The sequence below is a fragment of the Rhizobium sp. BK181 genome, from assembly GCF_014193305.1.
GTDB lineage: Bacteria > Pseudomonadota > Alphaproteobacteria > Rhizobiales > Rhizobiaceae > Rhizobium.
The window spans coordinates 41764-67932 of the sequence record NZ_JACHZA010000003.1 but is presented as its reverse complement, the minus strand read 5'-3'; the positions used below and the strand labels follow the sequence as shown (position 1 = coordinate 67932).

27 protein-coding genes are annotated in these 26169 nt (G+C 57.3%); 16 read left to right on the top strand and 11 right to left on the bottom strand.

What is annotated here, in order from left to right; translation table 11 throughout:
* Positions 1–4: 4 nt before the first annotated feature.
* From FHT77_RS10295 to hemE, 8 genes are all read right to left on the bottom strand, one after another.
* Positions 5–889, bottom strand: coding sequence for a ParB/RepB/Spo0J family partition protein (locus FHT77_RS10295; RefSeq protein ID WP_183754908.1), 885 nt, complete (start codon positions 887–889; stop codon positions 5–7).
* 26 nt (positions 890–915) lie between these two features.
* The gene (locus tag FHT77_RS10290; protein WP_183754906.1) at positions 916–1710 is read right to left on the bottom strand and encodes a ParA family protein; all 795 of its coding nucleotides are present in this window, start codon (positions 1708–1710) and stop codon (positions 916–918) included.
* A gap of 17 nt (positions 1711–1727) precedes the next feature.
* Positions 1728–2345, bottom strand: a complete 618-nt coding sequence (gene rsmG / locus FHT77_RS10285; RefSeq protein ID WP_183754904.1) for a 16S rRNA (guanine(527)-N(7))-methyltransferase RsmG — start codon at positions 2343–2345, stop codon at positions 1728–1730.
* A 31-nt stretch (positions 2346–2376) separates the two neighbouring features.
* The gene (gene mnmG, locus FHT77_RS10280) at positions 2377–4251 is read right to left on the bottom strand and encodes a tRNA uridine-5-carboxymethylaminomethyl(34) synthesis enzyme MnmG (RefSeq protein WP_183754902.1); all 1875 of its coding nucleotides are present in this window, start codon (positions 4249–4251) and stop codon (positions 2377–2379) included.
* A gap of 108 nt (positions 4252–4359) precedes the next feature.
* Positions 4360–5673 (bottom strand): tRNA uridine-5-carboxymethylaminomethyl(34) synthesis GTPase MnmE, encoded by a 1314-nt coding sequence (gene mnmE, locus FHT77_RS10275; protein WP_183754900.1) that lies wholly within the window; start codon positions 5671–5673, stop codon positions 4360–4362.
* Positions 5674–5769: 96 nt separating this feature from the next.
* Complete coding sequence (rho, locus tag FHT77_RS10270; protein ID WP_183754898.1) at positions 5770–7035, bottom strand: transcription termination factor Rho; 1266 nt, start codon at positions 7033–7035, stop codon at positions 5770–5772.
* Between the two features lie 191 nt (positions 7036–7226).
* Entirely contained in the window at positions 7227–7763 is a 537-nt protein-coding gene (gene hemJ, locus FHT77_RS10265; RefSeq protein WP_183754896.1) for a protoporphyrinogen oxidase HemJ, read from the bottom strand.
* Between the two features lie 3 nt (positions 7764–7766).
* Complete coding sequence (gene hemE, locus FHT77_RS10260) at positions 7767–8801, bottom strand: uroporphyrinogen decarboxylase (RefSeq protein WP_183754894.1); 1035 nt, start codon at positions 8799–8801, stop codon at positions 7767–7769.
* A gap of 402 nt (positions 8802–9203) precedes the next feature.
* Here hemE and FHT77_RS10255 point away from each other — a divergent pair, with 402 nt between their 5' ends.
* Genes FHT77_RS10255 through dnaQ form a run of 5 tightly spaced genes read left to right on the top strand, consistent with a single transcriptional unit; the run spans position 9204 to position 12820 of the window.
* The gene (locus FHT77_RS10255; protein WP_183754892.1) at positions 9204–10025 is read left to right on the top strand and encodes a pyruvate, water dikinase regulatory protein; all 822 of its coding nucleotides are present in this window, start codon (positions 9204–9206) and stop codon (positions 10023–10025) included.
* A 31-nt stretch (positions 10026–10056) separates the two neighbouring features.
* Positions 10057–10656, top strand: a complete 600-nt coding sequence (locus tag FHT77_RS10250) for a Maf-like protein (RefSeq protein WP_183754890.1) — start codon at positions 10057–10059, stop codon at positions 10654–10656.
* Positions 10649–11506 carry a shikimate dehydrogenase gene (locus tag FHT77_RS10245; RefSeq protein WP_183754888.1) on the top strand — a complete coding sequence of 286 codons (858 nt, stop codon included), beginning with the start codon at positions 10649–10651 and terminating at the stop codon, positions 11504–11506. Before FHT77_RS10250 ends, FHT77_RS10245 begins: the two co-directional genes overlap by 8 nt.
* Positions 11506–12117 carry a dephospho-CoA kinase gene (gene coaE / locus FHT77_RS10240; protein WP_183754886.1) on the top strand — a complete coding sequence of 204 codons (612 nt, stop codon included), beginning with the start codon at positions 11506–11508 and terminating at the stop codon, positions 12115–12117. The genes FHT77_RS10245 and coaE overlap by 1 nt, the downstream gene beginning before the upstream one ends.
* Positions 12110–12820: a DNA polymerase III subunit epsilon gene (dnaQ, locus tag FHT77_RS10235; RefSeq protein ID WP_183754884.1), complete on the top strand. Its 711-nt coding sequence runs from the start codon at positions 12110–12112 to the stop codon at positions 12818–12820. The genes coaE and dnaQ overlap by 8 nt, the downstream gene beginning before the upstream one ends.
* Before the next feature lie 57 nt (positions 12821–12877).
* Here dnaQ and secB read toward each other — a convergent pair whose 3' ends face one another.
* Positions 12878–13360: a protein-export chaperone SecB gene (secB, locus tag FHT77_RS10230; protein WP_016556856.1), complete on the bottom strand. Its 483-nt coding sequence runs from the start codon at positions 13358–13360 to the stop codon at positions 12878–12880.
* A gap of 91 nt (positions 13361–13451) precedes the next feature.
* The gene (locus FHT77_RS10225; protein WP_183754883.1) at positions 13452–13940 is read right to left on the bottom strand and encodes an FxsA family protein; all 489 of its coding nucleotides are present in this window, start codon (positions 13938–13940) and stop codon (positions 13452–13454) included.
* 125 nt (positions 13941–14065) lie between these two features.
* Between FHT77_RS10225 and FHT77_RS10220 the strand changes: the two genes are divergently transcribed.
* The 5 genes from FHT77_RS10220 to gyrB all read left to right on the top strand — a co-directional run bounded on the left by FHT77_RS10220 (position 14066) and on the right by gyrB (position 19386).
* Positions 14066–14767: a Tim44/TimA family putative adaptor protein gene (locus FHT77_RS10220; RefSeq protein ID WP_183754881.1), complete on the top strand. Its 702-nt coding sequence runs from the start codon at positions 14066–14068 to the stop codon at positions 14765–14767.
* A complete protein-coding gene (locus FHT77_RS10215) occupies positions 14764–15882 on the top strand; it encodes a murein transglycosylase A (RefSeq protein WP_183754879.1) in 1119 nt (372 codons plus the stop codon). Before FHT77_RS10220 ends, FHT77_RS10215 begins: the two co-directional genes overlap by 4 nt.
* Positions 15882–16442: a Smr/MutS family protein gene (locus FHT77_RS10210; protein ID WP_183754877.1), complete on the top strand. Its 561-nt coding sequence runs from the start codon at positions 15882–15884 to the stop codon at positions 16440–16442. The genes FHT77_RS10215 and FHT77_RS10210 overlap by 1 nt, the downstream gene beginning before the upstream one ends.
* Positions 16439–16816, top strand: coding sequence for a helix-turn-helix domain-containing protein (locus tag FHT77_RS10205; RefSeq protein WP_183754875.1), 378 nt, complete (start codon positions 16439–16441; stop codon positions 16814–16816). Before FHT77_RS10210 ends, FHT77_RS10205 begins: the two co-directional genes overlap by 4 nt.
* 134 nt (positions 16817–16950) lie before the next feature.
* Positions 16951–19386, top strand: coding sequence for a DNA topoisomerase (ATP-hydrolyzing) subunit B (gyrB, locus tag FHT77_RS10200; protein WP_183754872.1), 2436 nt, complete (start codon positions 16951–16953; stop codon positions 19384–19386).
* 66 nt (positions 19387–19452) lie between these two features.
* Here the strand turns inward: gyrB and FHT77_RS10195 are convergent, their stop codons facing one another.
* The gene (locus FHT77_RS10195) at positions 19453–20046 is read right to left on the bottom strand and encodes a nitroreductase family protein (RefSeq protein ID WP_183754870.1); all 594 of its coding nucleotides are present in this window, start codon (positions 20044–20046) and stop codon (positions 19453–19455) included.
* Positions 20047–20439: 393 nt separating this feature from the next.
* Between FHT77_RS10195 and FHT77_RS10190 the strand changes: the two genes are divergently transcribed.
* From FHT77_RS10190 to trpB, 6 genes are all read left to right on the top strand, one after another.
* Entirely contained in the window at positions 20440–21282 is an 843-nt protein-coding gene (locus FHT77_RS10190; protein WP_183754868.1) for a fumarylacetoacetate hydrolase family protein, read from the top strand.
* Positions 21283–21488: 206 nt separating this feature from the next.
* The gene (locus tag FHT77_RS10185) at positions 21489–22766 is read left to right on the top strand and encodes a polyhydroxyalkanoate depolymerase (protein ID WP_183754866.1); all 1278 of its coding nucleotides are present in this window, start codon (positions 21489–21491) and stop codon (positions 22764–22766) included.
* A 145-nt stretch (positions 22767–22911) separates the two neighbouring features.
* Positions 22912–23346 carry a DUF2852 domain-containing protein gene (locus FHT77_RS10180; RefSeq protein WP_114714233.1) on the top strand — a complete coding sequence of 145 codons (435 nt, stop codon included), beginning with the start codon at positions 22912–22914 and terminating at the stop codon, positions 23344–23346.
* 93 nt (positions 23347–23439) lie between these two features.
* Positions 23440–24201: a M48 family metallopeptidase gene (locus FHT77_RS10175; protein WP_183754864.1), complete on the top strand. Its 762-nt coding sequence runs from the start codon at positions 23440–23442 to the stop codon at positions 24199–24201.
* A gap of 73 nt (positions 24202–24274) precedes the next feature.
* Positions 24275–24943, top strand: coding sequence for a phosphoribosylanthranilate isomerase (locus tag FHT77_RS10170; protein WP_183754862.1), 669 nt, complete (start codon positions 24275–24277; stop codon positions 24941–24943).
* A gap of 2 nt (positions 24944–24945) precedes the next feature.
* Complete coding sequence (gene trpB / locus FHT77_RS10165) at positions 24946–26166, top strand: tryptophan synthase subunit beta (protein ID WP_183754861.1); 1221 nt, start codon at positions 24946–24948, stop codon at positions 26164–26166.
* Positions 26167–26169 lie beyond the last annotated feature (3 nt).

The following is a 26169-nucleotide window of genomic DNA, read 5'->3' as shown; positions in this document are numbered from 1 at the left end:
CTACTTAGCGACGCTCCAAAAGTCTGCAGATTTCTTCTAATTGTTCCAATGACTTATAGGAAATTCGAATTTGTCCTCCGCTCGCTTTGTGATTGATCATCACATCGAGGCCGAGTGCATCCGACAATGTCCGCTCTAATGCGAGCGTGTCCGAATCCTTCTGATCCTTCTGGTGCCCTGGAGCCCTTGGCTCGGATTGAGCCTTAATATCGTTCTGAGCCAGTCGTTCAGCGTCGCGCACTGACATGCCCTTTGCGACGATCGTGCGGGCGAGGGCGGTCGGGTCAGAGGTCGGCACCAACGCTCGGGCGTGGCCGGCCGAGAGGCTGCCCGCAGCCAACAGATCGCGAACCGGCTCCGGTAACTTCAGGAGACGCAGCGAGTTCGCAACATGACTACGGCTCTTGCCGATAATTTCGCCGAGATCATTCTGCGTATAACCATATTCAGCCATCAGCTGATCATAGCCTAGCGCCTCTTCCAGCGGATTGAGGTCGGAGCGCTGCACGTTCTCAACAATCGCGATCTCGAGCGCGGTTTTATCATCGACGTCGCGCACGATCACGGGGATTTCGACGAGACCGGCCAGTTGCGCCGCCCGCCACCGTCTTTCGCCAGCGATGATCTCGAACTGATTGCTTGCAAGCGTGCGAACTACGACCGGCTGGACAATGCCGTGTTGGCGGATAGAACTCGCGAGTTCATGCAGTTGGCCATCATCAAAGAAACGCCGAGGGTTGCGCGGGTTCCGGCTGACGAATTCGATCGGAACCATACGATCGGCGTTGACTCCCGGCTTTGCAGTATCAACCGGAATCGGCTGGTCCATCTCGCCAATCAATGCAGCTAAGCCGCGACCAAGTCTTCTCTTCGAGACATCATCGTTCATGAATAACTCGCCATTCTTTCTTCAAATCACGCGGCGAGACGTTGGCGCTCGCGCTGGATAACCTCAGATGCCAACTGGAGATACGCCTGGCTCCCCGCACATTTCAGATCATACAGAATTGCCGGCTTTCCATAGGACGGCGCTTCCGAAACGCGTACATTTCGCGGAATCAACGTATGGTAGACTTTTTCTCCGAGATGGGTGCGCACATCGTTAACAACCTGTTGCGCCAGATTGTTGCGAGAATCGAACATTGTCAGCACGATGCCTTGGATATCGAGGTTGGGGTTAACGGTACGTCGAACCTGATCAACAGTCTCCAGGAGCTGACTAAGACCCTCGAGGGCGAAAAACTCGCATTGCAGCGGCACAAGCACTGAATGCGCCGCAGCCATCGCATTCATCGTCAGCAGATTGAAGGAGGGTGGGCAATCGACAAGAATATAGGAGAAGCGGAAAGCATCCTCTTTGGCGAGAGCCTTCTTCAGCTTGAAGACGCGATCATTTTGGCTCGCGATTTCCATTTCGACACCGAGCAGATCCATTGTCGAAGGCACTATATAGAGGTTGGGTACTGCAGTCTCCTGCGCCACCTCCTCCACAGAGCAATCGCCCAAAAGCAAGTCATAGGAAGATAGCCGGCGATGCTTCCGGTCAATACCGAGGCCGGTGCTGGCGTTGCCTTGTGGATCGAGGTCAACAATCAAAACCCGCTCGCCGATCGCAGCCAGGGCAGTAGCCAGGTTGATAGCGGTCGTGGTCTTACCAACGCCGCCTTTCTGATTTGCAATGGTGATTATACGATTTCGTTCGCCAGCCATAGCCAAAGCCCGATCTGTTAAGCCAAGCGTCGAATGTTGAAGATCTCCAGAACCACGGAATCCACTTCGACAGCGCTCTTATGTTCTAACAGATCGAATCGCCACTCACCACGCGCTTTCTCGATCTCGGTGCGGTAATCCCGTCCTTTATGGAAATAAGCACGAAGATTCACATTCTTCTGCGACCATGGCTCGACATAGGTCAGGAGCTTTGTGAGGTCTGCAAGAGCCCGAGCAGAGACAAAATCGCAGTTTTCGATAATCGGCGGAGCGTCTTCGATTCGCTCAATGTGTATGGACCCTCGAGCATCGGTCTCGCGAAGTGCTGTGCGGAGAAACGCAGCCTTCTTGCGGTTGCTCTCAACCAAATGGACCCATCCACCACCAAGTTCGGCGAGCATAATAGCCGTTACAACGCCGGGGAAGCCGCCGCCGCTACCGAGGTCAACCCAGCTGAAAGGCGACGATTGGATCTGAAAGACTTGTGCGGAGTCCGCAATATGTCGGTTCCACGCGTCATTTAGCGTGGACGGCGCAGTGAGATTGATAGCCTTTGCCCACTTTTGGAAAAGGCCCACGAAATGTTCAAGGCGCTCCTGTGTTTCACGTGAAACACGCCGACCGTTTAGGTGCATGATAGGACTCTCGTAAATTGCAATAGGCGCTTCAGCCTGATGCCGCGGCGCTAAAGACACCACGTCTCAAGTGAACGAGCAACAAGCAGATGGCGGCTGGCGTCATGCCGTCGATCTTAGCGGCCTGCGCGACGTTGTATGGGCGCGTATTGTGCAACTTAGACTTTAACTCGTTGGATAGACCGGCGAGGACACTGAAGTCAAAGTCGTCCGGTATCGTCAGGTCCTCATCACGCTTCACGTGCGCGATATCAGCTGATTGCCGCTGCATGTAGACTGCATAGCCCGCCTCTATCTCCAGGGCATCAGCCACCCGACTGTCAATACGCGACAGCTCGGGCCAAATCTGCCGAAGATCCTGCAAGCTAAAATCGGGATACGACAGAAGATCGTAAGCTGAGCGGCGCTGGCCATCCTGATTCAACTTCAGTCCAAAGCGGCCGGCCTCGTTTGGGGTCACTGACAGTGCCTTAAGGTGCGAGCGGCCCCGCTCCAACGCGTCACTATAGGCTTGAAAGCGATCACGGCGGCGGGATGAAGCACTCCCGATCTGAATAGCCAACGGCGTGAGGCGTACATCTGCGTTGTCTGCCCGCAGCGACAAACGATACTCGGCACGGGACGTAAACATCCGATATGGCTCAGCAACACCGCGAGATGTTAGGTCATCGACCATCACCCCGATGTACGAATCAGTGCGACTAAAGAGAACCTCGCTCTGGCCGCCAGCCAGGCGGGCGGCATTGATACCGGCGACGAGACCCTGAGCTGCCGCTTCCTCATAGCCCGTTGTACCGTTGATTTGCCCAGCCAGAAACAATCCAGGCATCTTCTTAACTTCCAGCGACGGCTTCAGTTCGCGAGGATCTACATGATCGTATTCGATCGCGTAACCCGGCTGCAGAATCTGAACGCGCTCAAGACCGGGAATCGTTCGAATGAATGTGTCCTGGATCTCGGCAGGCAGTGAGGTCGAGATTCCATTGGGATAGACCGTCCTGTCGTCGAGACCCTCAGGCTCAAGAAAAACCTGATGTCCGTCGCGTTCGCCGAACTTCACCAGCTTGTCCTCGATTGACGGACAGTAACGCGGGCCGACTCCCTCAATCTGACCCGAGTACATTGCGGATCGCGTGAGATTCTCAACGATGATCCGATGTGTTGCCTCGGTGGTACGTGTGACGCCACATTCGATCTGCGGGTTCACGATCTGATCTGTCATGAACGAGAACGGGACGGGCTCGTCATCAGCACCCTGTCGGCCAACACTCTGCCAATCGATGGTAGTGCCATCCAGGCGCGCCGGGGTACCGGTCTTGAGGCGTCCAAGCCCCAGACCTAGGCTCAGAAGCGTATGAGAGAGGCCAAGCGACGGCTCCTCACCAACGCGACCAGCCGGTATCTTCTTTTCGCCGATGTGAATAAGACCGCGTAGGAAAGTTCCGGTGGTTAACACCACAGAGCCGCAGGAAAGAATCCGGCTATCTTTCATGACAACCGCTGCAACACGATTTTCTATTATCGTCAGATCGAACGCATCACCTTCGACGACGGTAAGATTTTCGACGCTTTCGATTTCCGCGAGCATCGCTTCTCGATACAGCCTGCGATCGGCTTGGGTGCGCGGGCCGCGAACCGCTGGCCCCTTCTTCCGGTTCAACATACGAAATTGAATGCCGGCGGCGTCAGCCACCCGTCCCATCAGTCCATCCATGGCGTCGATCTCTCGAACCAGGTGACCTTTACCAAGTCCTCCAATCGCCGGATTGCATGACATGATACCGATCGTCTCCCGGCGATGCGTGACCAGCGCCGTCTTGGCACCAAGACGCGCAGCGGCCGCAGCGGCTTCGCATCCGGCATGTCCGCCGCCGATGACGATGACATCGAACCGTGAGGTGTTCATTCTTCGAGCTCCTGAGATTGTCCGGTGATGATCGAAGTGTTGCAACGAGTCAAGGCGTTTCACGTGAAACCGCTCTGCGGCGGCACCGATTCGGATGTTTCACGTGAATCATTTTCCGATGCAGAACTCTCCGAAGATCACGTCGAGCAAGTTCTCCACGTCGACACGTCCTGTCACACGCCCCAGTGCATCACCGGCCGCTCTTAGGTCTTCGGCGCGCAGATCCAACCCTCGCGTGGGGTTTAGTAGCGAAGTCTCCAAAGCCGAGAGCGATTTCGCCAACGAATCCTTGTGACGCGTCCGGCTCGGGATAGCCATCGACTGTGGATGCACTTTGGCTCTAAGGCGCTCGACAATCAGCTCGCGCAGTCTTCCCAGGCCGGTTCCGTCCGTCGCCGAGATGACGAGATCATAGTCATTCATACTCTTACGGGGCAAGTCGCTTTTGGCGCCGACCAGCAACGCACCCTCAGGGTACGTGTCCGTTGCGGAATCTAACGACATATCCTCGACAAAGATCAAGAGGTCGGCTTCGGAGATCGCCTTCTCGGCCCGTCGGATACCCTCGCGTTCAACTCTCTCCGCTGCGTCACGAAGGCCTGCCGTGTCGTAGAGTTTGACCAGGTAGCCGTCCATGTTCAGATCAACGTGCAGCACGTCCCTTGTTGTCCCGGCGATATCGGTGACAATCGCAACGTCGCGCTTAGCCAAGGCGTTCATCAGGCTGGACTTACCGGCGTTCGGTCTGCCGGCGATAACAACCTTGAAACCGTCACGGATAATCTCACCAGCCTCGAGCTGTAGAAGATGCTCGCGCATCTCCGTGACGAGGTTCGCCACGCCGGCCCATACTTGATCCGATACGGAACCCGGCACGTCCTCCTCGTCTGGAAAATCAAGCTCTGCTTCGATTAGGGCGCGGGCGCGCGTCAGCCGATCCGCCCATCCGTAGTAAACCGATGAAAGGCCGCCGGAGCTCTGCTCGACAGCTAGCCGCCGCTGCATCTCCGTTTCGGCTGCAATCAAATCTGCCAGACCCTCGACTTCGATTAGATCCAGCTTGCCATTTTCGAAGGCGCGTCGCGAAAATTCTCCCGGCGCCGCTGGTCTTAAATTCTCGAATTCCGCAAGTTCCCGATGTAAAGCATCAACCACGGCGCGGCCGCCGTGGAGGTGTATCTCTGCGACGCTTTCGCCCGTGAATGAATGCGGCGCCGGGAAATATAGAACGAGCCCGGTGTCAATCACCAGACCATTACGAGTCCGAATCGACCTCAGTGCTGCTTGTCTAGCCGGGGGTGGCGCGCCAATCAGTGAGGCCAGAACTTTAGGGACATCAGCGCCGCTGATTCGAACCACCGCGAGACCGGCAGGGACGGCACCGCTCGACAGCGCGAATATTGTGTCCATGTTGGGCAGCATTTTCCTTCTCCAGTGCAAGGCTGAAGATAACAGCTGTATAAAAAGAAAAAACCGGCCACGCTGTGACCGGCTTACCTTGGTGAAACCGGCTAAGGATTAGGTGTTCATAGAGTCGAAGAAGTCTGGATTATTCTTCGTTTGCTTCAGCTTGTCGATCAAGAATTCGATTGCGTCGGTCGTGCCCATCGGCGCAAGGATACGCCGCAGCACGAAGATCTTCTGCAGGTCCTGGCGCGGTACCAACAAGTCTTCCTTACGTGTTCCGGACTTCAGGATGTCCATCGCCGGGAAGATACGCTTGTCGGCAACCTTGCGGTCGAGGACGATTTCCGAGTTACCGGTGCCCTTGAATTCTTCGAAGATAACTTCGTCCATGCGGCTACCGGTATCGATGAGAGCTGTGGCGATGATCGTGAGCGATCCGCCCTCTTCAATATTGCGGGCCGCGCCGAAGAAACGCTTGGGGCGCTGCAGGGCGTTAGCATCGACACCACCGGTAAGGACCTTACCGGAAGAGGGTACGACAGTGTTATAGGCGCGACCGAGGCGGGTGATCGAATCAAGCAGGATGACAACGTCGCGGCCATGCTCAACGAGGCGCTTGGCCTTTTCGATGACCATCTCCGCCACCTGAACGTGGCGCACGGCCGGTTCGTCGAAGGTTGACGAAATGACTTCCCCGCGAACGGAGCGTTGCATGTCCGTCACTTCCTCGGGACGCTCGTCGATGAGGAGAACGATGAGATAGCACTCGGGATGATTCGCCGTAATTGAATGAGCGATATTCTGGAGAAGAACGGTCTTACCGGTGCGCGGCGGCGCGACGATCAGTCCACGTTGCCCCTTGCCCAGCGGCGCAACAAGGTCAATGACGCGCGGCGAAAGATCCTTGGAGGTCGGAACCTCCAGCTCCATCCTGAAACGTTCATTGGGGTAGAGCGGTGTCAGGTTATCGAAATGCACCTTGTGACGAATCTTTTCGGGATCGTCGAAATTGATTGTGTTGACCTTCAACAGTGCGAAGTAGCGCTCGCCTTCCTTCGGTCCACGGATCGGGCCTTCAACGGTATCGCCAGTCTTTAGCGAGAAGCGGCGAATTTGGGAGGGCGAGATATAGATATCGTCGGGACCCGGAAGATAATTGGCGTTGGCGGACCGCAGGAAGCCGAAACCATCCTGGAGAACCTCAACAACACCTTCGCCGATAATCTCCACATCCTGGCTGGCAAGCACCTTCAGGATCGCAAACATCAGTTCCTGCTTGCGCATGGTGCTTGCATTTTCGACCTCGAGCGATTCGGCAAACGCCAGCAGATCCGTCGGGGACTTACTCTTAAGTTCTTGAAGCTTCATTTCAGCCATGAAGTGACCATTACTCTTAAATTCTGGGGGGAAGGCGATGTCGAGGCTGTAACCGGTCCTGCGAAGAGATCGCAGACGATCAAACTTTACATACATGCCACAAGGATGAGGTGGAGGGAAAATAGCGAGTAAGGTTCACCGCCGCAAGGGGGCTGCTTAAAATCAAGCAAATTTAAACCGACAACGACTCTTTAGAACGGTTTGACGACGACGAGGATAACAATCCCGATCATCAATAGGGTCGGCGCCTCGTTCATGAAACGCCAATAGCGTGCAGACCGGCGGTTTTCATCACGCTCAAACGCCTTGACGGCGCGTGAGAAGAAGACGTGCACGGCTGTCAGAAGTACGACGAGACCGATCTTTGCATGCAACCATCCTCCCTGGAAGCCGTAGACCGACCAGGCAAGATAGAGGCCAAGAATCCACGTCAGCATCATTGCCGGGTTCATGATCACCTTCAGAAGACGGCGCTCCATGACCTTGAAGGTTTCCGACTGCGTTGAACCCGGCTCGGCATCGGTATGATAGATGAAGAGGCGCGGCATGTAGAAGAGGCCGGCCATCCACGAAATCACCGCTATGATATGAAGCGCCTTGATCCAAAGGTAGAGATCATCCGGATTCCAGAGAAATAACCCCACAGCCAGAAGTGCAAAGAATAGGATCGCGAAATGCGCCCGGCGACGTGCGTAGGCGCCAGGTTTCTCATCGGTCTGCTTCTCCATGCGCTATCGCCTCCAACCGCGGACATGGTCCACGAGCAGCTGGACATTTTGAGGGTTCGCCTGGGGGGTAATCCCATGACCGAGATTGAAGATCAGCGGGCCGTTACCGAGCTTGTCGAGGATATCGTTGATACCATCCGTCAGAGCTCGGCCACCGGCCACCACGCGCATCGGATCGAGGTTACCCTGAACCGCACCGTCTTTCTGCAGCTCTACAGCGAAATTCAGTGGCACCGACCAGTCGAGACCGATCGCATCCGCCTTCGTCTGCTGACGATAGCTCTTCAGCAGGAAGCCGGCGCCCTTTGCAAAGGCGATTATCCGGGCATTCGGCCGTCGTGCCTTTATGGAGGCGATCATCCGCGCGACCGGCTTCACCGCGAATGCCTCGAATTCCCGCTCACCGAGAACACCGGCCCAGGAATCGAAAATCTGCACAGCGTCGGCCCCGGCATCGATCTGCGCGACGAGATAGTCGGCTGACACTTCCGCCAAAACAGCAAGCAGGTGTTCGAAAGCTTTCGGATGTTTGTAGGCGAAGAGCCGGGCAGGGGCCTGATCGGGCGTTCCGTGACCGGCTATCATATAAGTCGCCACCGTCCACGGAGCGCCACAGAAGCCGAGCAAAGTCGTCTCGGCAGGCAGCTCATTTCGAAGACGCTCAACTGTTTCGAGAACCGGTTTGAGGTAGTCGACGACGTGGTCGAACTCCAGTCGGCCGATTCCGGTTTCATCGATCGGATCCATCTCCGGTCCATGCCCTTCCGTGAAGCGAACGTTACGTTTCATCGCATCCGGAATCACGAGAATATCGGAAAAGAGGATGGCTGCATCAAAACCATAGCGACGAATGGGTTGGAGCGTTACCTCAACGGCATGGTCAGGCGTATAGCAAAGGTCCAGGAAACTTCCTGCCTTCGCGCGCGTTTCTTTATACTCGGGAAGGTATCGTCCGGCCTGCCTCATCAGCCAGATTGGAGGGGGGCTGAGTGTCTCGCCGTCCAAGACCCTCATGATTTTCCGGCGGCTGTCTCCCACGCTTCTCTTCCCTATAAAAAATCAAAGATAATTTAAAAGGTTTCTATTTCTTAGAGTCTGTTTCTATCAAGGATTAAAATCGATCCACTACCGGAGCGTTTTGTCGCGCTGCCGCCGCGCCAAAGGGAGGAAACTGAGAACCGCTATACGCAAATCGTGGATAGGCGGAAATATGAGAATAGTTACAATCGGATAGTGAACTGCAAGTTCGGGCGGAACTGTGGAAAAGGTATCGACTTTCGTGGAACGGCCACCAACTATCCACAGAACCAACAAGCGACTTTTTTGAGCTTCCGCGAAATTCGATTTGTGGAAAAGGTGGCATGTTTTCCCTTGCCTTATCCCCGCCGCGTCTCTTAGCTCTCGGCTGTCCAGTCTTTTCAACAGGTGGCCAATAATAACGTGGAGAACCGCCCAAACTTCTTCCATCTGCATCTGATTTCTGACTCGACCGGCGAAACACTGATTTCTGCCGGCCGCGCGGCTTCGGCACAATTCAAAGCCGCACAGCCGATCGAGCACGTTTACCCGTTGGTCCGCAATCGCAAGCAGCTTCTGCAGGTGCTGCAGTCGATCGATAGTCAGCCCGGGATCGTTCTCTATACGATTGTCGACCGTGAGCTGGCAGCCTTCATCGATCAACGCTGCACGGAGATGGGTGTTGCGTCCGTCAACGTACTTGAACCCGTCATGAATGCCTTCCAGATCTATCTTGGTGCACCGTCGCGCCGTCGTGTCGGTGCGCAACACGTAATGAATGCTGGCTACTTTGCACGCATCGAAGCGCTTAACTTTACGATGGATCACGATGACGGACAGATGCCCGACGACTACAATGACTCCGATGTTGTCATCATTGGCATCAGCCGGACGTCGAAAACTCCGACGAGCATCTACCTCGCCAATCGCGGCATCAAGACGGCGAACATACCGATTGTCCACGGCGTGCCGCTTCCGGACGGACTACTGACCGCGACCAAACCTCTGATTGTCTGCCTGATTGCTACGACCGATCGGATATCGCAGGTTCGCGAGAACCGTATTTTGGGAGCAACTCCTGGCTTTGACCGCGGGCAATACACCGACCGGGCTGCCATCTCGGAGGAACTGAAATACGCGCGGTCGCTCTGTGCCCGGCACAACTGGCCCCTTATCGACGTGACGCGCCGCTCCATCGAAGAGACTGCAGCAGCGATTGTTGCGCTCCGTCCGAAGCTCCGTTAAGCGCTGTCACATCAGACCTGTTCGAGGCTCCATGGTACCCAAGCTTATTCTCGCATCCTCCAGCCCGTTCCGCCGCATGCTGATGCAAAATGCCGGGCTCGCCTTCGACGCACATGCAGCCCAGATTGACGAGCGCGCGGTCGAAGCGCCTCTCGAACGAGAAGGCGCTACGCCAGATACTGTGGCGCTCGTCCTCGCCAAGGCGAAGGCGAAGGAAGTCAGCAACCGGTTTCCGGCGTGCTTCGTCATCGGCTCCGATCAGACGATGTCGCTTGGGCCGCAGACTTTCCACAAGCCAAAGGACATGGCGGATGCGGCGGCCCACCTTCGCGTGCTCTCGGGCAAGACACATCGCCTGAACAGCGCGATCGCGATTGCCTACGGCGGCAACATCGTCTGGGAGCATGTCTCGCACGCGGACCTAACGATGCGACCGCTGACCACCGATTTCATCGCGCGGCATTTGAACCGGGTGGGGGAGAGGGCACTCGGCAGCGTCGGTGCCTATCAACTCGAGGGAGAGGGGCTTCAATTGTTTTCGAAAATCGATGGAGACTATTTTACAATCTTGGGGTTACCGATGTTGCCGCTGTTGGAGAAGCTTAGAGAATTGGGTGCCATCGATGCATGATTCACGTGAAACATTCGAGCCAAAGGCCTTCGTCACGGGCTTTCCCGTCAAGCATTCCAGGTCGCCTCTCATCCATGGCTACTGGCTGAAGACCCTTGGATTGCCTGGTTCATACTGCGCCCACGAGGTTGCGCCTGACGATTTTGCAGCCTTTGTAGATTCTCTGAAGAACGGCGAATCCGGCTTCGTAGGCGGCAATGCCACCATCCCGCACAAGGAAATGGCGTTCAAACTTGCCGACGATCCCGATGAACTTTCCGAAGAATTGGGCGCATCCAATACGCTTTGGATGGACAACGGCCGGCTAAAGGCGACGAACACGGATGGACGCGGCTTTACGGCCAATCTGGATGAGCGGCATTCCGGTTGGGATGTAGCCGAGAAGGCAGTGGTCCTCGGCGCGGGAGGAGCAAGCCGAGCCATCATCCAGGCCCTGCGCGATCGAGGCGTCAAGGAAATTCATCTAGTCAACAGAACGGTCGAGCGCGCCAAGGAATTAGCGGATCGGTTTGGACCCAAGATACATGCTCATTCGATGGCTGCGCTACCTGAAGTCATGAGCGGCGCGGGTCTTTTCGTCAACACGACGTCACTGGGTATGGATGGCGAAGGGGCGCCTCGGATCGATTTTTCGCCGCTACTCTCCGACGCCGTTGTAACGGATATCGTCTACGTGCCCCTGATGACACCCTTCCTGGTGCAGGCGCAACAGCAAGGCTTCGCTGTTGTCGACGGGCTCGGCATGCTGCTGCACCAAGCCGTGCCCGGATTTGAGAAATGGTTCGGGCATCGCCCGGCGGTCGACGAGAATCTGCGTGCGATCATCATTGAGGATATGGACAGGCATTGATGTTGCGGATTGGACTGACCGGCTCGATTGGAATGGGCAAATCAACCATGGCAAAGCTCTTCGCTGAAGCAGGAGTGCCCGTGAATGATTCCGATGCGGTCGTCCATGACCTCTACGCCGGCGAGGCAGCGCCGCTTGTAGATGCGGCCTTTCCCGGCACGATGAAGGACGGTGCCGTCGATCGGCAAGAGCTCGGTCGTCAGTTGGCCGGAAGCCCGGACGACTTCAGACGCCTCGAAGCCATCGTCCATCCGCTTGTGAGAAAGCGCGAGTTAGAATTCATCGAACGTGAGCGGCAACGCGGCTCGCCAATGGTGTTGATCGATATCCCGCTGTTGTTCGAAACAGGAGCTGAGAACAGGGTCGATGTCATCGTGGTCGTCAGCTGTGATCCACAGATACAGCGCGACCGCGTACTTGCGCGGCCGGGAATGACAGTGGAAAAATTCAATATGATTCTTGCGCGCCAGACGCCGGATGCGGAAAAGCGAGCAAGAGCCGATTATGTGATCGATACCGGGCATAGCATCGAAACGGCCAGAACACGGGTCGCCGAGATTATCTCGGACCTGAAGCGGCGGCTCGCCAGCGGGGACTTCCTGAATGCGTGAAATCATCTTCGATACGGAAACCACGGGCCTCGATAACCGTGTGGACCGCATTATCGAGATCGGCGGCATCGAGCTTTTCAATCATTTTCCGACCGGCAATACGATCCATATTTACATCAATCCGGGCGATCAGAAAGTACACCCGGACGCGCTTGCCGTTCACGGCATCACCGATGAGTTCCTCAAGGACAAGCCCTCGTTCGCAGATGTTGCGCAGCAAATTATCGATTTCTTTGGCGACGCGAAATGGATCGCGCATAATGCCACGTTCGATATGGGCTTTATAAACGCTGAGCTCGCAAGGCTCGATTTGCCGCCGATTCTGCCTGACCGCGTGCTCGACACACTGTCGATGGCGCGCCGCAAGCATCCGATGGGACCCAACTCGCTCGATGCGCTTTGCCGCCGCTATGGCATCGACAATGCACATCGAACGAAGCACGGCGCGCTTCTCGACTCCGAACTGCTGGCCGATGTCTACATCGAGATGATCGGTGGCCGTCAGGCCGCCCTTGGCCTCGGAACCGCCGCGAGCAATTCGGCAGGCCAGGAAATCGTGGTCGAGGAAATCATCGTCGGGACGCTCGAACGGCCGCGGCCCCTTGCGCCGCGTCTCAGCGAAGCCGAGCAGCAAGCCCATGAGGGGCTCATTGCCAAACTCGGCGCCAAGGGTGTCTGGGGAAAATACGATCTCGCAAACTAAAAATGCCCGGGGCGGCCCGGGCATTCGATTTTGTTCCAGCGTGCTATGCGCGAACTTTTAGTTCGTGGTTGCCTGGACCTTGGCACGGGCCTGCTCTTCGGCAACCCGCTGCGCAAACATCTGAGAGAAATCAATCGGATCGATCATCAGCGGCGGGAAGCCACCATTACGCGTGACGTCGGCAATGATCTGACGTGCGAACGGGAAGAGCATGCGGGGGCACTCGATGAAGAGGACCGGTAGCATGTGTTCCTGCGGGAAACCGGCAATCCGGAAGACGCCGCCATAGACGAGCTCAGTGTGGAACACCGTCTTGTCGCCATCCTTGGCTTCGGCGTTCAGAGACAGAACGACGTCGAAATCCGTATCGGAGAGCGGATTAGCGTTGACGTTGACATTAATGTTGATGGCCGGAGCCTTGTCACGCGCCTGCAGCGAACGCGGAGCACCCGGATTTTCGAAGGAGAGATCCTTGGTGTACTGGGCAAGGATGGTAAGGCTCGGGCTCGTTGCACCGTTATTGCTGTTTTCGTCGGCCATTGGCTTTTCCTCGAGGGCATTGGATGGTGCCGCTCTATCATTTCGGGCATGGCCTTACAACCCTGAGCCAGCTTGCCGCCTCGACCATCTCCTACTTGCCCAGATGCTTTCCCGACCAGGGAGAGTTGCCGTCCGGCTCGCGCCGAAAGTCATCGTCGTCCAGGTCCACGATCTTCGAGTCCTTGGAGCGGCCAGAGGAGCTGAAGCCGCCCGTTGGGCCTACGACGACGAAACGGCGGCTGACATACCGCCAGGCGAGATCGCGCACAGCTGGAATGAAGATCAGCAACGCCACGATGTCGGTGATGAAGCCAGGGACCATCAGCAACAATGCCGCAATCACGAACATCGCCGGACGAAGCAGCTCTCGCCCCGGCACCATGCCGTTTCGCCCTTCCGCGGACATGCGGCGCAGGATTCCGACGCCCTGACGCCTGAGCAGGGCCATGCCGACCATGAAGCTTAGAATGACCAGCGCCAGCGTCGGCCAAAGTCCGATCACCCGTCCGACAAGCACGAAACCGGCAATCTCAGCGAGCGGCAGCAGCAGCAGAAAACCAGGCAGGATCTTCAAGGGCATCGTCTAATTCCGGCCTAAGCCGGACTCCGTTGGAGGGTCGCGTTGCAGACCCCATTTGAATCATCTGTATAGGCGGACTATATGGGAGTACAAATCAGGGATGTTAACAGCGGCTGCGGCGGGATATGGGTTCAAACGACTTCATCACATTGTTTTTTCTCGTGGCGGCGGTGCTGATTTTTCTGCAACTGCGCAGCGTTCTCGGTCGCCGTACGGGAAATGAGAAGCCCCCGCGCGATCTTTACACGCCGCGCGACGCCGTTGCGCCTGACTCGCCGGATGCTGGAAAGGTAGTAACACTGCCGCGTCGCGATGCGTCGGCCGAAGAAGACGATCGTTTTGCCGCAATCGACGCCTTTGCTCCAGCCGGCACGTCGCTGAACGAATCGCTCCGGGAAATCAACAAGGCTGATGCTTCGTTCAATCCGAAGGAATTCGTGAACGGCGCCCGAATGGCCTATGAAATGATTGTGATGGCGTTTGCGGATGGCGATCGCAAGGCTCTGAAGAACCTCCTATCGCGCGAGGTTTATGACGGCTTCGATGCCGCCATTTCAGACCGTGAATCCAGGGGTGAGAAGGTGAAGTCGACCTTCGTCGGTATCGATAAGGCCGAGATCACCAGCGCCGAAATCAAAGGCACGGAGGTGCAGATTACGCTTCGCCTCGTCAGCCAGTTGATCTCAGCCACCTATGACAACACTGACAAGCTCATTGATGGCGATGCGGAGAATGTCGCGGAGGTCAACGATCTCTGGACTTTCGCACGCGACACCCGTTCGCGGGATCCCAACTGGAAACTCGTGGCCACCGAATCGGAAGCATGAGTGAGGAAACCCCGGGCTTTGCCCTGCAAGCAATAAGCTTCGATGATCTGGAAGGCTGGAAGGATGATGATCCCTCCAGCCTTTTTGAAGCAATGGAGGCATGTCGCCGGCAGATCAGCGAGGTTAAGGCATACCGGACGGGCTCGCTCGGGTTGACGGCACAGGATCTTTTGCCGCTGCTCGAAGCGGCGCGGAGTGCGAGGATTTCATCGGCTGCCGATGCCCGGGCTTTCCTCCAATCCCACTGTCGACCCTTCCGAATTTGCCGAATGGATGGCAGTCCGGGTTTCGTGACTGCCTTCTATGAGCCTGAGGTTTTGGTTTCGGCGGTACCGGACGAAGACTATCGCTTTCCCTTCTATCGGCGCCCCGACGACCTGATCGATCTTGATGAGGGTAATCGTCCGGCCACTTTACCTGGTGGCTATGCGTTCGGCAGGCTGACAGATGGCGCAATTGACGCCTATCCGGATCGTCGTGAGATTGACGAGGGTTTCCTGGCTGGCCGAGGATTGGAGATTGCCTGGGCAAAGTCGAAGGTCGACGTCTTCTTTGTTCATGTGCAAGGTGCAGCACGCCTGCGATATCCGGACGGCGCCATTGGCCGGATTACCTATGCAGCGAAGGCCGGACATCCGTTCTCGGCGATTGGCAAGTTGTTGATCGAGCGCGGAGAAATCGAACGCTCGAAAATTTCGATGCAGGCCATTCGGCGATGGCTGGCTTCACACCCCGGTCAGGTTGATGAAATTCTCTGGCATAATCGTTCCTATATTTTCTTCCGGGAAGTTCCGTCGGCGGATTTGAACGCCGGCCCCATTGCGGCGGCAAAAGTGCCGTTGATTGCCGGTCGTTCGCTGGCCATTGACCGGCTCATTCACACATTTGGCTTTCCATTCTTTATTCGCTCCGAAAACCTGGTCCACCTGGACGGGGGACGACCGTTCGCGCGGCTGATGCTGGCGCTCGATACCGGGTCGGCTATCGTCGGCCCGGCGCGAGGTGATATCTTTACCGGATCCGGGGACCAAGCGGGGGACCTTGCAGGAACAGTGCGTCACGATGCCGACTTCTTTATCCTGCTTCCGAACGCTGCAGCGGAGAGGTTCGCCTGATGGCACGCGACCGAAAGCTCAGTACGGATGAAAGGATACTCTGGGGCAAGGTGGCACGTAGTACGCGGCCTATGGCCGGCAGGCAGGACGACTTGACCGAGCTCGACGCTTTTCTGACAGAGGCGGAGGCTGAAAGCGGGAGGGCAGCGAGCCCGAAATCATCGTCTGAAAGCTTGGTCGCAGCTATGCCGCCGGCTCCGAAATCGCGATCAGGTCTCCATCACCCACTCGAAAGACCGGTCAAACGTAAGATCGCCAAGGGGCGGCTGCCGCTCGAAGCCCGTATCGATCTACATGGGCTGGTTCAAAGCGAAGCCCACATCTTGCTTCTCGAATTTCTCATAAGGGCCCACGAGCGGGGGATGAGACATGTTCTCGTCATTACCGGCAAGGGCAGTTCGCTTGGCAGCGAAGGCGCACTGAAGCGTGCTGTCCCGATGTGGTTTTCGAAGCCCGAGTTTCGCTATTTCATCTCATCCTATGAAACGGCAGCCCAACATCACGGGGGTGAGGGCGCGCTCTATATCAGGCTGTCACGCCGCCATGGAGAAAGGTTGTGACGCCGTTCGGCGAGGCGATCCGCAAGCTGCGCGAGCGCAAAGGTGTCTCGCAGAAGCAGATGGCAGCTGCCCTCAATGTCTCTCCGGCCTATCTCTCTGCACTCGAGCATGGGAAGCGCGGCTTGCCCAGCTTCGATCTGCTCCAGCGGATCGCTGGTTACTTCAACATCATCTGGGATGAAGCAGAGGAACTTTTCCTTTTGGCGCGTTCTTCCGACCCCCGCGTGGTGGTGGATACCTCCGGTTTGTCGGCCGAACATACCGCATTTGCGAACCTTCTGGCCGGCCGTATTCGCGATCTCGACCAAACGACGCTTGGCGAACTGACAAGCATTCTCGAAAACGGCGGAAAAGCGGACGGAAAACGGTCATAATCCCCTGATTTATGGCCAGTTTGAGCCCGCTGGCATTGGGAACTTCGATCAAAAACCCTATATTCTGGCATGTAAAAGGCAGGTGATTCGCAAGTCTCTTCTCTGCCCCGACAACAGGGAAATTCTCGAAAAGTATGACCGATATACCCACGACGGAAAACGGCGTTAGCACCGAATATGGCGCAGACTCGATCAAGGTTCTGAAGGGCCTTGATGCGGTGCGCAAGCGCCCGGGTATGTATATCGGTGATACCGATGACGGCTCCGGCCTTCATCACATGGTTTATGAGGTCGTCGACAACGCGATCGACGAAGCTCTCGCCGGCCACGCCGATATCGTGACCGTGACGCTCAATCCCGACGGGTCGGTCACCGTCACCGACAACGGTCGCGGTATCCCGACGGACATTCATAGCGGCGAAGGCGTGTCGGCCGCTGAGGTCATCATGACGCAGCTGCACGCCGGCGGTAAGTTCGACCAGAATTCCTACAAGGTCTCCGGCGGTCTGCACGGCGTCGGCGTTTCCGTCGTCAACGCGCTTTCCGTCTGGCTGAGGCTGAAGATCCGCCGTCAGGGCAAGATCCATGAAATGAGCTTCACGCATGGCGTGGCCGACGCACCATTGAAGATGATTGGAGACGCTGGCGATGAAACGGGTACGGAAGTCAGCTTCATGCCGAGTACCGAAACCTTTACGATGACCGAATTCGATTACGGCACGCTGGAGCATCGCCTACGCGAGCTCGCATTCCTGAACTCCGGTGTCCGCATCCTGCTCAGCGATAAGCGCCATTCGGATATCAAGCAGGAAGAGATGATCTACGACGGCGGCCTGGAAGCCTTCGTCTCCTATCTCGACCGCGCCAAGAAGCCGCTTGTCGACAAGCCGGTGGCGATCCGCGGGGAGAAGGACGGAATTACCGTCGAAGTCGCGATGTGGTGGAACGACAGCTACCACGAGAACGTCCTTTGCTTCACCAACAACATCCCGCAGCGCGACGGCGGTACGCACATGGCCGGTTTCCGCGCCGCGCTGACCCGCCAGATTACCTCCTACGCCGACACGTCGGGCATCACGAAGAAGGAAAAGGTGACCCTGACTGGCGACGATTGCCGCGAAGGCCTGACGGCCGTTCTTTCAGTAAAGGTGCCGGATCCGAAGTTTTCGTCGCAAACCAAAGACAAGCTGGTTTCCTCGGAAGTTCGCCCCGTTGTCGAGAACCTCGTCAGCGAAGCGCTGAGCACGTGGCTCGAAGAGCATCCGTCGGAAGCCAAGGTTCTGGTCGGCAAGGTGGTCGAAGCCGCCGCGGCGCGCGAAGCTGCCCGTAAGGCGCGCGAACTCACCCGCCGCAAGGGTGCCCTCGACATTGCCTCTCTGCCCGGCAAGCTTGCTGATTGTTCGGAGCGCGATCCCGCCAAGTCCGAAGTCTTCCTCGTCGAGGGCGACTCGGCAGGTGGTTCGGCCAAGCAGGGGCGTTCGCGCGAAAACCAGGCTATCCTGCCGCTGCGCGGCAAGATCCTCAACGTCGAGCGTGCTCGCTTCGACAAGATGCTGTCCAGCCAGGAAATCGGTACGCTGATTACCGCGCTCGGCACCGGTATCGGCAAGGACGAATTCAACGCGGAAAAACTGCGCTACCACAAGATCATTATCATGACGGACGCTGACGTCGACGGCGCCCACATTCGTACGCTGCTTCTGACGTTCTTCTTCCGTCAGATGCCTGAGCTGATCGAGCGCGGCCACCTCTATATCGCTCAGCCGCCGCTCTATAAGGTCTCGCGGGGCAAATCGATCCAGTACCTGAAGAACGAGAAAGCCCTTGAGGACTATCTTATTGCCCAGGGCCTGGAAGATGCTGCCTTGAAGCTCGGCAGCGGTGAAGTGCGCACAGGGCAGGACGTTGGTGAGGTGATCGGCGACGCATTGCGGCTTCGCGCGCTGCTCGACAACTTGCATTCGCGCTACAATCGCGCTGTCGTCGAACAGGCAGCGATCGCCGGCGCTCTGAATGCCGAAGCGGTCAGCGACCGCGGGAGAGCAGAACAGCTGGCTGGCGAAGTTGCCAGCAGGCTCGATCTGATTGCGGAAGACACCGAGCGGGGTTGGGAAGGGGGCGTGACCAGCGAAGGCGGCCTCAAGCTCGAGCGCATGGTGCGTGGCGTCAAGGAAGTCGTCGTCCTTGACATGGCCTTGATCGGCTCGCAGGACGCAAGGCTTATCGATCAGCTGTCGGCTCGACTGAAGGAAATCTATCAGACACCTCCATCGCTCTCCCGGCGCGACGGCAACATGGAAATTTCCGGCCCCCGAGCACTTCTGGACGCGATTTTCGCAAGCGGTCGCAAGGGGTTGACGATGCAGCGTTACAAGGGTCTCGGCGAAATGAATGCCGAACAGCTCTGGGAAACGACGTTGGATCCGAACGTTCGTTCACTGCTCCAGGTCAAAGTTGCCGACGCTACGGATGCCGATGGCCTCTTCGCTCGCTTGATGGGTGATGAAGTCGAGCCGCGCAGGGAGTTCATCCAGGACAACGCACTCAGCGTCGCAAACCTCGATATCTAAGATATCGAAACCTCAGATTTGTATCCAAAGCCCCGCGCTTCGACGTGGGGCTTTGCTTTATAAATCCTAGTTCGCGATGAACTTGCCGCGGAAGGCGACCTCGGAAAGAGGCTTGCGCTGGCTCGGAACTTCCCGCTCCTGGTTGCGCTCTGAAAGCACGCTCTTGTCGGCAAGGCGACCAACCGCTACGCCTGCCTCGACCCGGTAGCTGTCGGGAATCGAGAACGCCTTGTGGATTTCCTCGTGCTTGATGCCGCCCATGCCGTGGGCATAGAAGCCTGAAAGCCGGGCCTGCAGCGCGAGATAGCCCCAGGCGGTGCCGGCGTCGAACGAGTGCGTGTAGCTCTTCCTTCCTTCGGAAAAGTCGCCGTTGAAACTCCTTGAAACAACGTAGATGAGCGCCGAAGCGTTTTTCGCCCACTCCTGGTTCGACTCGACCAAAAGGTCGACGAACTTGCTCCAGTCCTCCGAGCCATTGAGTGCATAGACAAAACGCCAGGGTTGCTGATTGGCGGACGACGGTGCCCAATGCGCTGCGTCGAGAATTGTCAAAAGAACCGATTCATCAATCACTTCTCCGGTAAAGGCGCGAGGTGACCAGCGGTCGAGGAACAACGGGTCGATCGCATATTGGGATTCACGGCTATTGCTCTTTGTCATTGCGCTTCCGAGTGCGGTTTCTCACATATCCTAGTGGATGTTGAGTTTTTGGCAGAGAAGATACTTGCTGGCATGGGCGCTGGCGATAGTCGACCTTGCATATCAAGCTCCTTCCCGCTTGTCTTAGGCTTCATCAGAGGCGCTTGGCAAGCGATGGTCGCTTGCTGGGAGAGCGCAAGTCTCTCTTGTCACTAGCTGCGCACGCGTCGCAAAGTGATGAAAGGAAACTGATCTTCTTGCGGGTGGGGCCTGGTCAAAGATTGATCGTCGGAAAGGCTGGATCTACGGAAATTTTCTGGAGCTGCGTACCGCTTCGCCAAAAAGCCGTAATGACACCGGTGAATATGTCGTTCATAGGTGATCATAACGTCGCTTTTTCTGAGGAGGAATTTCATGAAGCTTATGCGTGTTGGAGAGACTGGCCATGAGAAGCCCGCCATGCTCGATTCCGATGGCAAGATCCGTGATCTTTCCGCGCATGTCGCGGATATTGGCGGCGAAGCGATCTCGCCCGAAGGCTTGTCGAAGCTTCAGGCTATTGACCCGAAGAGCCTGCCGGAATTGGCACCCGGCCGCATCGGCGCCTGCGTTGCCGGAACCGGAAAGTTCATTTGCATCGGCCTGAATTTCTCCGATCATGCCGCGGAAACTGGCGCAACCGTCCCGCCGGAGCCCGTCATCTTCATGAAGGCAACGTCGGCAATCGTGGGGCCGAACGACAATGTCCTCATTCCGCGCGGCTCCGAGAAGACCGACTGGGAAGTGGAACTCGGCGTCGTCATCGGCAAAACGGCGAAGTATGTCAGCGAAGCCGATGCGCTTGATTACGTCGCCGGCTATTGTGTGTCCCACGACGTCTCCGAGCGGGCCTTCCAGACGGAGCGTGCCGGTCAATGGACGAAGGGTAAGTCGTGCGACACCTTTGGTCCGATCGGCCCCTGGCTCGTCACCAAGGACGAAATCGTGGATCCGCAAAACCTCGGGATGTGGCTGAAGGTCAATGGCGAAACCATGCAAAACGGCTCGTCGAAGACGATGGTTTATGGCGTTGCCTACGTGGTGTCCTATCTCAGCCAGTTCATGTCCCTGCATCCGGGCGATGTCATCTCGACCGGGACGCCTCCTGGCGTCGGGATGGGCATGAAGCCACCGCGGTTCCTTAAGTCCGGTGACGTCGTTGAGCTCGGCATCGAGGGTCTGGGCTCACAGAAGCAGACCTTCGCGGCTGACCGCTGAGACGCCATTCCGAGATCATTAAGCATTCGAGCGCACCATCATGCCGGGATAATTTTCCCGGCATTTCTTTTTGCGGTGCGGATGCCAATGTTGCTGCGCAACAAAAACCTGTTAATCTGCGTTGAGGTGCCAGCACGTCGTTGGAAAGAATCCGATGCCTTTTCAATCGGCGTCGTCTTCCAGATTAGAGAAAGGTGGCGCATCTCATGTTCTATCAGCTTTATGAATTGAACCATGCTGCATTGGCGCCTTATCGTGCTTTCGCCGATATCATGCGCATGGTCTATGCCAATCCGTTCAATCCCATTTCGCAGACGCCCTGGGGCCGCACTATGGCGGCAAGTCTCGAAATGTTCGAGCGCACAACGCGCCGCTACGGCAAACCCTCATTCGATCTGAAAGAGACCGTCATCGGCGACCGAAAGGTTGCTGTCCGAGAAGAGATTGTCTGGTCACGCCCCTTCTGCAGCCTGCTCCATTTCGCCCGCAATGTTCCGAGTGGTCATGTGCCAGACCCGCGCATTCTCGTTGTTGCGCCGATGTCCGGGCACTATGCGACGCTGCTGCGCGGTACGGTTGAGGCGCTATTGCCAAATGCTGACATCTACATCACGGACTGGATGGATGCTCGCATGGTGCCGATGACGGAGGGCAACTTCGATTTCGATGATTACGTCGACTACGTCATCGAAATGCTGCGCTTCCTCGGTCCAGACACCCACGTCATCGCCGTCTGTCAGCCGTCCGTACCTGTACTGGCCGCGGCCGCGGTGATGGAGGCGGAAAACGATCCGTTTTCGCCGTCTTCGATGACATTGATGGGCGGACCGATTGATACGCGCATCAACCCGACGGCGGTGAACCAGCTAGCCAAGGAGCGGTCGCTGGAGTGGTTTGCCGACAACGTGATCATGAACGTGCCGTGGCCTCAGCCGGGCTTCATGCGCCCGGTCTATCCAGGATTCCTGCAGCTGTCCGGCTTCATGTCGATGAACCTCGATCGGCACGTGATCGCGCACAAGGAATTCTTCATGCATCTCGTGAAGAATGACGGCGAGCCGGCCGAGAAGCACCGTGATTTCTACGACGAATATCTGGCGGTCATGGATTTGACGGCCGAGTTCTATCTTCAGACGGTCGACCAGGTGTTCATCAAGCACGCGCTGCCGAAGGGCGAATTGGTCCACCGCGGCAAGCTTGTCGATCCCGCCGCGATCCGCAACGTTGCCCTTCTGACCGTAGAAGGCGAGAATGACGATATCTCGGGCGTTGGCCAAACTCAGGCTGCCCAGACCATCTGCATCAACATCCCCGACAGTATGCGCATGCACTACCTGCAGCCCGATGTCGGCCACTATGGCGTCTTTAACGGCTCGCGCTTCCGCCGCGAAATCGCTCCACGCATCGTCAATTTCGTCAGGGAACATGCGCGTATAGGAAAGCCTGCTGTAAAGCGGGTGATCAAAGGCGGTAAGTCCAGCTGATTTAGTGGATTCTGAATTAGTAATTGTATTTCAAGGTGTTGTGCGATTTAGACGTGCCCCGTCTTGAAGCTTCCTGGCCGTGTAACCACATCGATTCTAGCGCTCGGCATCTTGCCGGGCGCGGAAAATGCGAGGACACCGCACGATGAACCAGTCAGCATTGCTTCGCCCGGATTGGACTCCGGCTACCATTGCCCTGATGATCCTCGGCTTCGTGGTCTTCTGGCCTCTGGGTCTGGCCATGCTCGCCTACATCATCTTCGGGGAGCGTCTGCGCGGTTTCAAGCGCGACGCCAACAATGCCGCGGATGGATTCTTTGCCGGCTGCCGACGTTCGCATGGCCGCTATCGCCCGCATTTCTCGACGGGCAACGTCGCCTTCGACGACTGGCGGAAGGCCGAGCTCGACCGGCTCGAAGAAGAACGTCGCAAGTTGGATGAGATGCGCGAAGAGTTCGATTCCTACGTACGCGAACTGCGCCGCGCCAAGGACCAGGAAGAGTTCGACCGCTTCATGCGCGATCGCAAGAACGCCAAGCGTGACGATAATGGCCCGGTAGCAGAATACCAGACGCCGTAATTCCAGGACTGTTCAGCACTGAAACTTGAACCGGCATCGTTGATGCCGGCTTTTCTTTGTCTGCAGGACAGGCGAATCATATAGAAAGAACCCATGTTCCCGCTTCTCGTAAAGCCACGCCGCAGCGTTCGGAAGCCGGCTCCGCCGGAGACCCGAACGCTTGACGTGGCTGGCCGCCTGATGCCGCTGACGATCAAGCAACACGAGCGGGCGACCCGTATTACCCTGCGTATCGAGCCGGGTGGCCGGGCACTGAAGATGACGATCCCGAGTGGGTTAGCACCGCAGGAGGTGAATGCGTTCCTTGACCGTCATCAGGGCTGGCTGCTGACGAAGCTTGCCAAATTCTCCACTGATGGCTCTCTTCGTGACGGCGGCACTATTCCTTTCCGTGGCGTGTCTCATCGCATTTACCATACGGGCAGCCTTCGCGGGCTGACGGAGGGCGTCGTCGTCGATGGCAAACCCGTGCTCAAGGTCAGCGGGATGCCCGAGCATGTCGGGCGACGCATTGCGGCTTTCCTGAAGAAGGAGGCGCGAGCCGATCTTGAGAGGTTGGCAACGCTGCACGCCCGATCAATCAATGCACCGATCAAGTCGATCGCCATAAAGGACACTCGCAGTCGATGGGGATCCTGCTCGTCCGAAGGCAATCTAAGCTTTTCCTGGCGCATCGTCATGGCGCCACCGTCGGTCGTTGACTATCTGGCGGCGCACGAAGTGGCCCATCTCAGGGAGATGAATCACGGACCGCGCTTCTGGGCGCTCTGCAAAAAGCTCTGCCCTCACATGGAAGAGGCAAAAGCCTGGTTGAAGCGTCACGGCAGCCAGCTTCACGCCATCGATTTTGATTGATCGAAGCCTCGAAAATTCAGCTTTTGTCGCGATTTGGCTCGACTCTAAGCGTATTTCGTGTCACTTCGCTGCCATGAAACCAGATATCAAAATCTGCGGGTTGAAGACAGCTGAAGCGATCGATCGCGCCTTGGCAAGGGGCGCCACGCATATCGGCTTCATTTTCTTCGAGAAGAGCCCACGCTACATCGAGCCGGATATCGCCGGCAGGCTTGCAGAGCCGGCTCGCGGCAAGGCCAAGATCGTTGCCGTCACCGTAAATCCGAGCAACGACGATCTCGATGAGATCGTGGCGTTGTTGAAGCCGGATATTCTGCAGTTGCACGGTGACGAGAGCCCTGAGCGGGTTTTGACCATAAAGGCGGTGTATGGACTGCCGGTCATGAAGGCTTTCTCCGTGCGGACGGCCGACGACTTAAAGCGGGTCGAGGCTTACATTGGCATTGCCGATCGTTTCCTGTTCGACGCCAAGCCCCCGAAGGGATCCGATTTGCCCGGTGGCAACGGGGTTTCCTTCGATTGGAGCTTGCTCTCTTGGCTTGACGACAATGTGGATTACATGCTTTCCGGTGGCTTGAACAAAGCCAACATTGCCGAGGCGCTCGCCATGACCAAGGCGCCCGGGATCGATGCGTCTTCCGGCGTCGAAAGCGCGCCGGGCGTCAAGGATGTGGCAATGATCGATGAGTTTTTCGATGCGGTCGAGTGGGCCTGCCAGCCCGAAGCGGCCTCAGGGAGTTGAGAGTGAACCAGACGCCAAAACCGAATTCCTTCCGTTCCGGCCCTGATGAAGACGGCCGTTTCGGCATTTACGGCGGCCGCTTCGTCGCCGAGACGCTGATGCCTTTGATCCTCGACCTTCAGGACGAGTGGAACAAGGCAAAGGACGATCCGGAATTCCAGGCGGAGCTGAAGCAGCTTGGTACCCACTACATCGGCCGCCCAAGCCCGCTCTATTTCGCTGAGCGCCTCACGGCCGAACTCGGCGGCGCGAAGATCTACTTCAAGCGCGAAGAGCTGAACCACACCGGTTCGCACAAGATCAACAACTGCATCGGCCAGATCCTGCTCGCCAAGCGTATGGGCAAGACCCGCATCATCGCGGAAACCGGTGCCGGTCAGCATGGCGTTGCCTCCGCAACGGTTGCCGCCCGCTTCGGGTTCCCTTGCGTCGTTTACATGGGCGCAACCGACGTTGAGCGTCAGGCGCCGAACGTGTTTCGCATGAAGCTGCTTGGCGCCGAGGTGAAGCCCGTCACGGCCGGCCATGGCACGCTCAAGGACGCCATGAACGAGGCGCTGCGTGACTGGGTCACCAACGTCGATGATACCTATTACCTGATCGGCACGGCTGCCGGCCCGCATCCCTATCCGGAAATGGTCCGTGACTTCCAGGCAGTCATCGGCACCGAAGCTCGTGCGCAGATTTTGGAGGCCGAAGGGCGCTTGCCGGATCTCGTTATCGCCGCCGTAGGCGGGGGTTCCAATGCGATCGGCATCTTCCATCCGTTCCTCGACGATGAGAGCGTCAAGATCGTCGGCGTCGAAGCGGGCGGCAAGGGCCTCAATGGCGATGAGCACTGCGCCTCGATCACCGCAGGCTCGCCCGGCGTCTTGCATGGCAACCGCACCTACCTACTGCAGGATGGCGACGGCCAGATCAAGGAAGGTCATTCGATTTCGGCTGGCCTCGACTATCCAGGCATTGGCCCGGAGCATTCCTACTTGAATGACATCGGCCGTGTTGAATACGTTCCGATCATGGACCATGAGGCGCTCGAAGCCTTCCAGACGCTCACCCGCCTCGAAGGCATTATTCCGGCGCTCGAGCCGTCGCACGCGCTGGCGGAAGTCATCAAGCGCGCCCCGAAGATGGGCAAGGACGAGATCATCCTGATGAATCTCTCCGGCCGCGGCGACAAGGACATCTTCACTGTCGGCAAGATTCTGGGAATGGGTGAGTAAGTC